Genomic DNA, 12067 nt, shown 5'->3' with positions numbered 1-12067 from the left:
GGCGGTCGGCGGCGCTAGCCTGCGAGCATGGTGCGCTTCCTCATCGGGCTCGCGATCTCGCTGATCACAGCCGCGCTCGGCATCCTGCTCGCCGCATGGCTCCTCGAGGACTTCCGGGTCGAGGCCGGCGGATTCATCGTCGCCGTGGTCGTCTTCACGGTCGCGCAGGCGATCCTCTCCCCGTTCATCTTCAACGTGGCGCGCCAGTACGCCTCCGCGATCCTCGGCGGCATCGGGCTCGTCTCCACGTTCGTCGCGCTGCTCATCGCCTCGCTGTTCCCGGGCGGCATCCGCGTCGACGGCGCGGTCACGTGGGTGCTCGCGACGCTCATCGTCTGGATCGTCACCGCGCTCGGCACCTGGCTGCTCGGCCTCTGGTGGCTGAAGAACCGACGCGGGCAGCGCAGGGACGCCTGAGCCTGTCAAGCCCGTCGGCGCGCTGGAGGGCGGTCCGTACACTCGCCGCATGTCCGCCACCGCCGCACGACCCGACGCCCGACTCCGAGAGGTCGCCGACGGCGTCTTCCTGATCGAACGGGCGCACGTCAACTGCTACCTGATCGTCGACGACGACGGCCTGACCCTCGTCGACGCCGGCCTGCCCGGCTCCTGGGGTCCGCTGCTCGCCACGCTGCGCGCGCTCGGGCGACGGCCCGGGCAGATCGCCGGCCTCGTGCTGACGCACGGCCACTTCGACCACGTCGGCGTCGCCCGCCGGTTCGCCGAACGCGGCATCCCGATCTGGGCGCACCCGGGCGACCTGCGGCTGGTGCGGCATCCGTACCGCTACGCGCACGAGGCGGCCCGAATCCGCTACCCGCTGACGCACCCGCGCGCGGTGCCCGTCCTCGGCCGCATGGCGCTGGCCGGCGCCCTCACCGTTCGAGGGGTGGATGCCTCGGGCGAGCTGCAGGACGGCACGCCCGTCGACCTGCCGGGCCGGCCGGTGCCGGTCTGGTCGCCGGGGCACACCGACGGGCACTGCGGATTCCACCTGCCGGACCGCGGCGTACTGCTCTCCGGCGACGCGCTCGTGACGCTCGACCCCTACACCGGCGAGATCGGTCCGCGCGCCGTGGCCCGCGCCGCCACGGCCGACAGCACGCAGGCGCTCGAGTCGCTGGCCCGCCTCGAGACGACCGCGGGGCCGGGACGGTGCTGCCGGGCCACGGCGAACCGTGGACGGACGGCATCGCCCGCGCCGCCGACCTCGCACGGGCGGCCGGCGTCGCCTGACGGATCGGCGCCTCGCGTCAGGCGGTCTCGGGCCGGTACGCGAGCACCGCGCCGGCGACCGTGAGGCGCACCTCGGTGCCGCGCGGCACGAGGCCCGACGCGGTCACCCGCGCTCGCAGCCGCATGCCGTCGGCCAGGGACACCGCGAGCATCGCGTCGTGCCCGGTGTACTCCACGTCGGTCACGATGCCGTCGAGTGCAGCGGATGCCGCGGCGCCGGCCGCGGCGCCGGGTGCGGGTTCGGCGGGCGCACCCGGGCCGGCGGGCGTGACCCGCAGCTCCTCCGGCCGGATGAGCACCGTGACGTCGTCGCCGTCGGACGGCGCGAGCCCCGCGGCATCCGTCACCGGGACCGCGCGGAGCCGGCCGATCGACGTCGCGACCTCGTCGCCGTGGAGCACGCCCGGAAGGAACACCGCATCGCCCACGAATCCGGCCACCCACGGGGTCGCGGGCACCTGGTACACCTCTTCGGGCGTGCCGAGCTGCAGCACCTCGCCGCCGCGCAGCACCGCGACGTGGTCGGCGATCGACAGGGCCTCCGCCTGGTCGTGCGTCACGAGGATGCCGGTGACACCCTCGGTGCGCAGCAGCTCGCGCACCGACGCGCGGAGATCGGCGCGGAGCATCGGGTCGAGCGCCCCGAACGGCTCGTCGAGCAGCACGAGCTCGGGCCCGGCGGCGAGCGCGCGCGCGAGCGCCACGCGCTGCGCCTGACCGCCGGAGAGCTGGCCGGGCGCCCGGTCGGCGAGCTGGCCGAGGTCGACGAGGTCGAGCAGACGGCGCACCTCGTCGGACCGCGCCGCGCGCCGGGCCGCGTGCGACGAGCCGCGGCCGGCGAGCATGCCGAACGCGACGTTCTCGGCGACGGTGAGGTGTGGGAACAGCGCCGCATCCTGCGGCACCCAGCCGATGCGCCGCTTCTCCGGCGCGAGGTGGATGCCGTGGGTCGTCACCATGCGCTGGCCGATGCGGATCTCGCCCGATCGCGCGCGGAGCAGGCCCGCGATCGTGCGCAGCAGCGTCGTCTTGCCGCATCCGCTCGGCCCGACGATGGCGAGCAGCTCGCCGTGCGGCACCTCGACGTCGACCGAATGCAGCACCGGGCCGCCCTCGTAGCCGACCGTCAGGCCGCGGACCTCGAGCCGACTCATGCGATGACCTCCCGGTTCGCCTCGCGCCCCGCCTGCGTGTCGGGCGCGATCGCCTCACGCGTCGCCTCGCGTCCGGCGCGGGCATCGGAGAGCAGGAACGCGGGCACGGCGGCGACGAGCAGCAGGGCGACCGCGTACGGTGCGGCGGCGCCGTAGGCGGAGACATCCGTTCGCTGCCACAGCTCGACGGCGAGCGTGTCGGTGCCGGTGGGGCGCAGCATCAGGGTGGCGGGCAGTTCCTTCATCGCGCTGACGGCGGCGAGCATCGCGGCGGCGAAGATGCCGGGCCGCGCCAGGCGGGCCGTGACCGTCATCCACGTGCGGGCGCGGGAGTTGCCGAGGGTGCGCGAGACGTCCTCGAGCGAGGTCGGCACCTGCCCGGTCGCAGCACGGATCGAGCCGATCGCCTTCGGCATGAACAGCACGCCGTAGCCGAAGGCGAGCACGAGGGCCGTCTGGTACAGCGCGGGCACGACGCTGAGCGAGAAGAAGACGAGCGAGAGGCCCACGACGATGCCGGGCAGTCCGAGCGCGAGGTAGCCGGTGGACTCGACGGCGCGGACCAGCCGGCCCCGGTGCCTGGCCGCGAGCACGCCGATGGGCAGCGCCAGCGCGACGGCGACGACCGCGCCGCCCGCCGAGAGCAGCACCGTGTTGCCGATCGCGCTCGCGAGGTTCGCGGGGTCGAACGCGCGCAGGGTCTCGGCGGTCAGCACCCGGGAGACGAGCACCGCGACGGGGACCACGACCGCGATCACGGGCACGAGCACGAGGAGCGCCATGGCCGGCACGGTCCACCGGCCGAGCGGCGTCATCCGCCGTCGGCCCGCGCTCGGCGCGGCCTGGATGCGGCGCGCGGCACGACCGCGCGCGAACTGCTCCCCCACGACGATGAGCAGCGCGAGCGAGACGAGCAGCACCGCGAGTACCGCGGCCTCGTCGCGGCTGAAGCTCGCGGAGTACGCCTGCTGGATCGCCGTGGTCAGCACGGGGAAGCGGAACAGCGCCACGCCGCCGAAGTCGCTCAACGTGTACAGCGCCACGAGCAGGCCGCCCGCGAGCACCGCCGGGCGGATCTGCGGCCACGTGCCGAGCATGAACGAGCCCAGCGGGCCGCGCCCGAGCGTGCGGGCGACATCGTCGAGGCCGGTGCCGCCGATGCGCAGCGCCGCCGCGACCGGCAGGGTGACGTACGGCACCGAGACGAAGCTCAGCACGAGCCACGCCGCCCAGAAGCCCTTCATCGACGGCTGCCACGCGAGCCAGCCGTACGCGGCGAGGTACGAGGGCATCGCGAGCGGCAGCGCGGCGAGCACCGCCCAGAACCCGCGCCACCGCAGCCGGGTGCGCGCGAGCAGGAACGCGCTCGGCACGCCCAGCGCGATCGCGGTCGCGGTGACGGATGCCGCGAGCATCACCGAGTTGCCCACGAGCATCGGGATGCGGGGCCGCTCGAACACCGCTGCGAGCTCGGCCGGGTCGGCCGAGGCGACGCGCACGACGAGGTGCACGACCGGGATGGCGGCCAGCGCGACCGCGACGAGGGATGCCGCGATGAGCCCCCACGGACGGCGGGGGCTCGAGGTCGCGACCTGGGCAGTCATGTCGTGGTCAAGCGTAGGCGGGCGAAGACGGATGCCTGCTGGGAGCGGGTCGCCGCGGCATCCGTTCGCCTGACTAGATGAGGCCGTTGTCGGCCAGGAGGCGCTGGGACTCGCCGACCGACTCGAGGTCGGACAGGTCGAGGCCCGGGTTCACGAGCGACTCGAGCGCGGGCAGGCCCTCGGGGGCGTCGATGCCGGGAAGCAGCGGGTACTCGAAGGTCTCCTCGACGAAGTAACGCTGGGCCTCCTCGGACACGAGGAACTCGACGAACGCGCGTGCCTCGGGGTCGTCGGCGGCGTTCTTCAGGATCGCCGCGCCGGTGACGTTGACGATGCCGCCCGGGTCGCCGGGAAGGAACTTCAGCTGCGCGCGCATGTTGTCGGCGCCGACCTCTGCGGCCTGGCGGTACCAGTAGTAGTGGTTGATGAGCCCGAGCTGCACCTGGCCGTTGTTGACGAGGTCGAGCGTGGCGAGGTTGTTCTCGGTGAGCTCGGGGTCGTTCGCGGCCATGCCGGCCACCCACTCGGCTGCGGCGTCCTCGCCCTCGAGCACGCGGAGCGCGGTGACGAACGCCTGGAAGCTCGCGTTGCCGGGCGCGAAGGCGACCTCGCCCTTCCACTCCTCGCCGGTGAGCGCGTCGACGGTGTCGGGCACGTCGGCCTCGGCGAGCTGCTCGCCGTCGTAGGCGATGACGCGCGCGCGACCGGTGACGCCGATCCACGAGTCGTCCTGCGAGGTGAAGCCGTCGGGGATCAGGTCGGCGAGCTCGGCGGGGATCGTGGCTTCGAGGCCCGCGTCGGCCAGCGCGCCGAGGGCGCCGGCGTCCTGCGAGAGGAACACCTGCGCCGGCGTGCGGTCGCCCTCCTCGAGGAGGAGCGCCGCGAGCTCGGGGGTCGCGGCGTAGCGCGCCTCGACGTCGATGCCCGTCTCCTCCTCGAACCGCTCGATGAGCGGGCCGACGAGCGCCTCATCGCGGCCGATGTAGACCGTGAGGGTGCCCTCCTCGGCGGCGGGGTCGGTCGCGCAGCCGGTCAGGGCGAGGGCGGCGGCGAGTCCGGTCGTGGCGAGGGCGATTCCGCGGTGGGCGCGCATGGGCGTGCTGACTCCATCGGTCGGTGGGAGGTGAGGACCCGTCGAGATGCGGGGTGCTACTTAGCTTAGCCTCACCTGCATTGGGTCGCGTCATGGAGCGATGTCGCGAGGCCCGTCGGGCTCTTGACGCGCCGACTCACTGGGCGTACGGTAAGCAGATCATTAATTAAGGAGTTGCTTACGTGAAGGCGGCGGACGACGAACTCAGCCGGGTGTTCCACGCCCTCGCCGACCCGACGCGGCGCGCGATCCTCTCGCGCCTCCACGCCGGACCGGCGACCGTGGGCGCCCTCGCCGAGCCGTTCGCGATGAGCCGACCCGCGATCTCCCAGCACCTCAACGTGCTCGAGCGCGCCGGGCTCATCGAACGCACCGCAACCGCGCAGTGGCGCACCTGCTCGCTGCGCACCGAACCGCTCGACGACGCATCGGCCTGGGTCGAACGGCACCGCGGCGAGTGGAACGAGCGGTTCGACCTGCTCGACGAGCAGCTCCGCCGGATGAAGGGGGACCATCATGACCGAACGAGCGGATGACGCGCAGTTCACGATCACGCGGATCTTCGACGCGCCCCGCGACCTGGTGTGGCGCGCCTGGACCGAGTCCGCGGATGCCGCGGAGTGGTGGCATCCGCGCGGCATCGAGATCAAGGAGGGGAGCGTCGCGGTCGATGCCCGGCCGGGCGGGCGATACGCCTACACGATGGTGAACCCGGCCGACGGCACCGAGTACCCGACGGCGGGGGTCTACCGCGAGGTCGTGCCGCCGCGGCGGCTGGTGTTCACGTGGGCCTCGCCGGGCGACCCGGATGACACGGCGCCGGTGATCACCGTCGACCTCCGCGAGCTCGACGGCGACCGCACCGAGATGCTGTTCCACCTGCGCGGGTTCGCCGGGGCCCCGGGCGACGGCGACGTGTACGACGGCTGGGACTCGGCGTTCGACCTGCTCGGCGACCAGGTGACGGTCCGGGCGCGCTGACCGCCGCCGCGGGTCGGCGCGGTGCGGGCGGCCGGGTCCAGCCGGCCGCGGCCGGATCTTCAGCGGCGCGGGTCGGCGGCGAGCCGATCGGCGTCGGTCGGCTCCTCGGCCGCCACCGAGGCCGCGCCGGTGAAGCGCTCGGAGAGCAGCCGGTACGACTTCGTCGCGAACGCCGCGAGGGCGAGCACGACCATGACCAGCCCGGCGAAGAGGAAGACGAGGGCGATGCCGCGGGCGTCGCCCTCGCCCAGCGCCCAGCCCCACGCCTCCCGGCCCGCCTCGGACTCCATGAACGGGATGATCCAGAACTCCGCGATCGGGGCGATGAGGAACGCGGTGATCGGCGCGGCAGCGGACTCGACCGCCGTGGCGAAGCCGAACACGCGCCCCTGCCGGCGGAACGGCACGACCTTCTGGATGACCGTCTGCTCGGCGGCCTCGACCGCGGGCACGAGCGCCATGTACAGGAAGATCCCGACCGCGTAGAGCCACCACCACTCGCGGATGGTGAACGCCGCCCCGAGGACGCCCATGCCGACCACGACGAGCAGCATCGTGCGGATCGGATTGCGCCCGAGGCCGAACTTCGCGATGACGACGCCGCCGATGATGAAGCCCGTCGACGCGACACCGAGGACGACACCCCACACCTCGACCGCGAAGAGGGTGAGGCCGTACGGGTCCATGAGCGCGAGGTACACGCCGCCGATGAGGTTGTTGAAGGTCGCGAACAGGATGAGCGCGAACAGTCCCGGGACGCCGCGGATCGCGGTGACGCTCCCACGGATGTCGATCGCCGGCGGGTGGTCGCCGTCGGGTTCGGGCCGCTCCTCCGGGATGCGGAGGAACAGCAGGTGGACGAGCGCCACGAGCGTCAGCCCGATCGCGATCGCCAGGGTCCAGCCCATGCCGAGCAGGCCGATCGCGAGTCCGCTGAAGACGCTCGTGACGATGAAGGCGAGGCCCTGCACGGTGCCGACCATGCCGTTGGCGTTGGCATGGCGCTCGACCGGCACGAGGAGCGTCACGGTCGTGGACAGGGCGATGTTGCGCATGTGCTCGATGACCGAGCCGAACAGGATGATGCCCGCGAACACCCAGAACCACGGGCCGCCGAGGTCGACGAGCGCCGACTCGGGCTGCAGCAGGTAGAGCAGGCCGGCGGCGATGAACGAGGCGAGCGTGACGATGCTCGAGAAGATCATCACCTGCAGCTTGCGGTGCCGATCGACGATGGTGCCGAACAGCATGGCGAAGAAGGCGATGAGGAGCATGTACGCCCCGCCGATGATGCCGGTCGCGAGCACCGAGCGGGTCTCGAGGTAGACCCAGAAGGTCAGCGCGAACCACAGGAAGCTCGTGGTGATGTTCGCGATCATCGTGTTCACGAGCACCTGCAGGAAGAGGCGCATGCCGTTCGCCGGCGGCTCGACGCCCGTCGACGACGGCGCCGGACCGGGGTCCGTGGTTCCGTCGGCCATGGTCGGGAGCGTAGGTCGAACCACCGGCATCCGGTAGCCCCACTCCCCCGAACGACGGATGACGCGTCGCCGAGCCGCGCCTAGCGTGGTGGCATGCGTCCTCGCTCCACCCACACGCCCCCGGTGATCGACGGCGTGGAATGGGTGCGGCCCGGACCGACGTCGACGCAGGTGCGAGGCGACGTCGTGCTGGCGGTCGTGCTCATGGCCGCGGCGGCCGCGAGCGTGGCGCTGCACCGCGCGACCGGCTACGGCGACTCGGCGGAGTGGGGATGGTCGGCGCTGTGGGCGGCCGGCGTCACGCTGCCGCTCGCCGCGCGCCGCCTGGCGCCCGAGGTCGTCGTGGTCGTCATGTCGGCCGTGTTCATGGCCGGGGCGATCGCCGAGGTCGGCGAGGTCCTCATCTGCAACATCGCCCTGTTCATCGCGATCTACACGGTCGGCGCATGGGGTCGCAGCCGCGTGCGCGCGCTCGTCGTGCGCGCGGTGATCGTCGTGATCATGTTCGGGTGGCTGCTGTGGACGCTGATCTACTTCTCCGCCGTGCAGGACTACCTGCCCGACCTCGACCGCGAGGCCGACGGGCCGCTCTCCCCGTACGTCGCGTACGGGCTCATCAACGTGCTCACCAACCTGCTGTACTTCGGCGGCGCCTGGTACTTCGGCGACGCGGCCTACCGTTCCGCGCGTGCCCGCGCCGAGCTCGAGCAACGCACGTCCGAGCTCTCGTCCGAACGCGAGCGGTCCCGCGAGCAGGCGGTCGCGCTCGAGCGCATGCGCATCGCCCGCGAACTCCACGACTCCGTCGCCCACCACGTGTCGGTGATGGGCGTGCAGGCCGGCGCGGCGCGGCGCGTGCTCGACCGCGACCCGGAGGCCGCGGCATCCGCACTCGCGTCGATCGAGCAGAGCGCGCGCGACGCGGTCGACGAGCTGCACGGCACCGTGACCGCGCTGCGCGCACCCGACGACGCCGCCGCCCCGGGGGCGGACCCGGCGGGCAGCACCCTCGGCGTCGCGCGCCTGCCGCACCTCGTCGACGACGCTCGCACGGCCGGCCTGCCCGTCGAACTCACCGTCGTCGGCGATCCGCACGACGTCACGCCGATGGTCGACCTCACCGTCTACCGCCTGGCCCAGGAGGCGCTGACGAACGTCCGGAAGCACGCGGGCGCGGCGGCGCGGGCCGACGTCCGGGTGCGGTGGCTCGACGACGCCATCGAACTCGAGGTGACCGACACGGGAGTGGGCGACCGGGTCGCCGCCGGGAGCACCGTCGGGGTCGGGCAGGTGGGCATGCGCGAGCGCGTGGCCGCGGTGGGCGGCACGCTCGAACTCGGCACGCGGCCTCGGGGCGGCTACCTCGTGCGCGCCCGAGTGCCGTACCGGAAGGCGTCGCGATGAGCGGCGGCGCAGCGGATGCCGCGGCGAGCGCGGCGGCGTCCGACATCCGCGTGCTCGTGGTCGACGACCAGGCGCTCGTGCGCGCCGGCTTCACGACCATCCTCGACTCCGAGCCGGGCATCGCCGTCGTCGGCCAGGCGGCCGACGGACGCAGCGCCGTGACGGCCGCCCTCGACCTCCGGCCCGACGTGGTCTGCATGGATGTGCAGATGCCCGGCATGGACGGCCTCGAGGCGACGCGCCGCATCCTCGACGCGGCATCCGCTTCGCCCCCGGCGGTGCTCATGCTGACGACGTTCGACCGCGAGGACTACCTGTTCGCGGCGCTCGAGGCGGGCGCGAGCGGGTTCCTCCTGAAGAACTCCAGCCCGGAGCACCTCGTCGAGGCGGTGCAGGTGCTCGCGCGCGGCGACGCCCTGCTCTCGCCCGACGTCACGCGGCAGGTCATCGAAGCGGCGTCCGTCAGCCGACGCTCGCCCGACCCCGACCCCGACCCCGGCCCCGGCGGCGCTGCGACCGCCCCGGACCGGCGCCCGGAACCGGAGGCGCCGGGCCTCGCCGAGCTCACCGAACGCGAGCGCGAGGTGCTCGGGCTGCTGGCCGAGGGCCTCTCGAATGCCGAGATCGCCGCGCGCATGTGGGTGGGCGAGGCGACCGTGAAGACGCACGTGTCGAAGGTGCTGATGAAGCTGGGCCTGCGCGACCGTGTCCACGCGGTCGTCTACGCCTACGAGCACGGCGTGGTGCGCCCGCCCCGCTGAGCCCTCGCGGCCGCCTCCGTCGCGTGGCGGAGAGTGACCGGCGCCCGCCGCCGGGAACCCGTCCCGAGACGGATGCCGCGGGCCCGCCTCCTCCGTAGCGTGGACCGCATGCTCGAACTCAGCCACCTCACCAAGCGCTACGGCGAACGCCTCGCGCTCGACGACGTCTCGTTCACGGTCGGCGCCGGCCGCCTCACCGGCTTCGTCGGTGGCAACGGCGCGGGCAAGACCACGACCATGCGCATCGTGCTCGGCGTGCTCTCCGCCGACGCCGGTCGGGTCGTGCTCGACGGCGCGCCCGTCACCGAACTCGACCGGCGCCGCTTCGGCTACATGCCCGAGGAACGCGGGCTGTACCCCAAGATGCGCGTGCTCGAGCAGATCGTCTACCTCGCGAGGCTCCACGGCTGGAGCCCCGCGGCCGCCCGCCGCAACGCACTCGACCTCCTCGAGCGCCTCGGCCTCGAGGGCCGCCTCGACGACACCGTCGAATCGCTCTCGCTCGGCAACCAGCAGCGCGCCCAGATCGCCGCGGCCCTCGTGCACCGGCCCGAGGTCCTCGTGCTCGACGAGCCGTTCTCCGGGCTCGACCCGATGGCCGTCGAGACGGTGCAGTCGGTGCTGACGGATGCCGCGGCATCCGGAGCGCCCGTGCTCTTCTCGTCGCACCAGCTCGACGTGGTCGAGCGGCTGTGCGACGACCTCGTCATCATCGCCGACGGACGCGTCCGGGCGTCCGGCTCGCGCGACGCGCTCCGCGAGCAGCACGGCGGCGAGCGCTGGGAGCTGCTCATGGCCGGTGACGTCGGCTGGCTGCGCGAGCAGCCCGGCATCCGCGTCGCCCGGTTCGACGGCGGATGGGCGCTCTTCGAGGCGGAGACCGAGGCGGCCCGGCAGGCCGTCCTCGCCGAGGCCCTCTCCCGCGGCGAGGTCGTCGCGTTCGCCCGCGAGCACACCACGCTCGCCCAGATCTTCAAGGAGGTCGTCCGATGACCACCGACGCGCGACTCGAGCCCGAGCGCACGACCCCACGCTTCACCCGCATCGTCGGGCTCGTCGCCGGCCGCGAGATCATGTCGCGGCTGCGCTCGAAGGCGTTCCTGATCTCGACCGGCATCCTGATGCTCGCGGTCCTCGCGTCCGTCATCCTGCCGAGCGTGTTCGCCTCGGACGACGAGGCGGCGCCGGTCGCCGTGGTGGGCGCCGCGGCATCCGTCGCCGACGGCGTCGACGGCCTCGAGCCCGTCGCCGTGACGGACCGCGCCGAGGGCGAGGAACTGCTGCGGGACGGGGAGGTCGACGCGGTGCTCGTGCCCGCCGGCGGCGACGGCGTCGGGGTGAGCGTCATCGGCCTCGACCAGCCGCCCGGCCAGGTCGTCTCCGCGCTGTCGGTCTCGCCCGCCGTCGAGCTCCTCGACCCGGCGCCCGTCGACACGGGCCTGGCCTACCTCGTCGCGTTCGGTTTCGGGATCGTCTTCTTCATGTCGGCCATCACGTTCGGCTCGACGATCGCGTCGTCGGTGGTCGAGGAGAAGCAGACGCGCGTCGTCGAGCTCCTGCTCTCCACGGTCACGGCGCGTTCGCTGCTCACGGGCAAGATCGTGGGCAACTCGGTGATGGCCTTCGGGCAGATCGTCGCCATCGCCGGACTCGCGCTCATCGGGCTCGCGGCGACCGGTCAGCGCGTGCTGCTCGGCGGCGTCGGCCCGTCGATCGTCTGGTTCGCGATCTTCTTCACCGTCGGGTTCGTGATGCTCGCCGCGCTGTTCGCGGGCACCGCCTCGATGGTCTCGCGCGTCGAGGACGTCGGGTCGACCACGACGCCGGTCACGATGCTCATCATGATCCCGTACTTCCTCGTCGTGTTCTTCTTCGACGACCCGGCGGTGCTCGCGGTCATGAGCTACGTGCCGTTCTCCGCGCCGATCGGCATGCCCGTCCGGATCTTCCTCGGCGACGCGGCGTGGTGGGAGCCGATCCTGTCGCTCGGGATCCTCGCGGCGACCACGGTCGCCGCGGTGCTCGTGGGCGAGCGGATCTACCGGAACTCGCTGCTGCGCATGGGCAGCCGGGTCAAGCTCGGCGAGGCGCTCGCGCGGTAGCGCGGCGTCAGCGGACGCCGGCGGCCGACGAGACGGCCGCCGGCCGCTCCGCATCGCCGCCGCCCTGAGTGCACGCGGCGAGCACGAGCACGCTTCCGACGCATACGAGGAAACCTGCGAGGTAGGGCACCACAGTCCGATCGATCACCGTGACACGTTCCCCTGTCGGGGGTACCCGAGTCAACCCGTTGCGTCATCCGTTCGCTGCGCGTTCACCGCGCGACCGGCCCGGTCGCATCTGGGAGAATCAT

The 12067-nt window shown here is 73.0% G+C and carries 12 protein-coding genes; 8 read left to right on the top strand and 4 right to left on the bottom strand.

Annotation, left to right across the window (positions count from 1 at the left end; translation table 11 throughout):
- Positions 1 to 27: 27 nt before the first annotated feature.
- Positions 28 to 417, top strand: a complete 390-nt coding sequence (locus tag M1L56_RS09400; protein WP_248599020.1) for a phage holin family protein — start codon at positions 28 to 30, stop codon at positions 415 to 417.
- Between the two features lie 49 nt (positions 418 to 466).
- The gene (locus M1L56_RS09395; protein ID WP_308198843.1) at positions 467 to 1300 is read left to right on the top strand and encodes an MBL fold metallo-hydrolase; all 834 of its coding nucleotides are present in this window, start codon (positions 467 to 469) and stop codon (positions 1298 to 1300) included.
- Here the strand turns inward: M1L56_RS09395 and M1L56_RS09390 are convergent.
- The 3 genes from M1L56_RS09390 to M1L56_RS09380 form a co-directional block, all read right to left on the bottom strand.
- The gene (locus M1L56_RS09390; RefSeq protein ID WP_248599019.1) at positions 1254 to 2390 is read right to left on the bottom strand and encodes an ABC transporter ATP-binding protein; all 1137 of its coding nucleotides are present in this window, start codon (positions 2388 to 2390) and stop codon (positions 1254 to 1256) included. The two genes, M1L56_RS09395 and M1L56_RS09390, sit on opposite strands and share 47 nt — an antisense overlap.
- Positions 2387 to 3994, bottom strand: coding sequence for an iron ABC transporter permease (locus tag M1L56_RS09385; RefSeq protein WP_248599018.1), 1608 nt, complete (start codon positions 3992 to 3994; stop codon positions 2387 to 2389). The genes M1L56_RS09390 and M1L56_RS09385 overlap by 4 nt, the downstream gene beginning before the upstream one ends.
- A 73-nt stretch (positions 3995 to 4067) precedes the next feature.
- Positions 4068 to 5087 carry an extracellular solute-binding protein gene (locus M1L56_RS09380; RefSeq protein ID WP_248599017.1) on the bottom strand — a complete coding sequence of 340 codons (1020 nt, stop codon included), beginning with the start codon at positions 5085 to 5087 and terminating at the stop codon, positions 4068 to 4070.
- 182 nt (positions 5088 to 5269) lie between these two features.
- Here M1L56_RS09380 and M1L56_RS09375 point away from each other — a divergent pair, with 182 nt between their 5' ends.
- Positions 5270 to 5623 carry a metalloregulator ArsR/SmtB family transcription factor gene (locus M1L56_RS09375; RefSeq protein ID WP_248599016.1) on the top strand — a complete coding sequence of 118 codons (354 nt, stop codon included), beginning with the start codon at positions 5270 to 5272 and terminating at the stop codon, positions 5621 to 5623.
- A complete protein-coding gene (locus M1L56_RS09370) occupies positions 5604 to 6068 on the top strand; it encodes an SRPBCC domain-containing protein (RefSeq protein ID WP_248599015.1) in 465 nt (154 codons plus the stop codon). The genes M1L56_RS09375 and M1L56_RS09370 overlap by 20 nt, the downstream gene beginning before the upstream one ends.
- Before the next feature lie 59 nt (positions 6069 to 6127).
- Here M1L56_RS09370 and M1L56_RS09365 read toward each other — a convergent pair whose 3' ends face one another.
- Positions 6128 to 7480 (bottom strand): MFS transporter, encoded by a 1353-nt coding sequence (locus M1L56_RS09365; RefSeq protein ID WP_248599139.1) that lies wholly within the window; start codon positions 7478 to 7480, stop codon positions 6128 to 6130.
- 162 nt (positions 7481 to 7642) lie between these two features.
- On the opposite strand from M1L56_RS09365, the gene M1L56_RS09360 reads away from it, so the two are divergent.
- From M1L56_RS09360 to M1L56_RS09345, 4 genes are all read left to right on the top strand, one after another.
- Positions 7643 to 8953, top strand: coding sequence for a sensor histidine kinase (locus M1L56_RS09360; RefSeq protein ID WP_248599014.1), 1311 nt, complete (start codon positions 7643 to 7645; stop codon positions 8951 to 8953).
- Positions 8950 to 9714, top strand: coding sequence for a response regulator transcription factor (locus tag M1L56_RS09355; protein WP_248599013.1), 765 nt, complete (start codon positions 8950 to 8952; stop codon positions 9712 to 9714). The genes M1L56_RS09360 and M1L56_RS09355 overlap by 4 nt, the downstream gene beginning before the upstream one ends.
- Positions 9715 to 9822: 108 nt before the next feature.
- Positions 9823 to 10707 carry an ABC transporter ATP-binding protein gene (locus M1L56_RS09350; protein WP_067949478.1) on the top strand — a complete coding sequence of 295 codons (885 nt, stop codon included), beginning with the start codon at positions 9823 to 9825 and terminating at the stop codon, positions 10705 to 10707.
- Positions 10704 to 11816, top strand: a complete 1113-nt coding sequence (locus tag M1L56_RS09345; protein ID WP_067949480.1) for an ABC transporter permease — start codon at positions 10704 to 10706, stop codon at positions 11814 to 11816. The genes M1L56_RS09350 and M1L56_RS09345 overlap by 4 nt, the downstream gene beginning before the upstream one ends.
- Positions 11817 to 12067: the final 251 nt, after the last annotated feature.

The sequence above is a fragment of the Agromyces sp. C10 genome (genome assembly GCF_023217995.1).
GTDB classification, from domain to species: domain Bacteria; phylum Actinomycetota; class Actinomycetes; order Actinomycetales; family Microbacteriaceae; genus Agromyces; species Agromyces indicus.
This window is presented reverse-complemented; position numbering and strand designations above follow the sequence as displayed.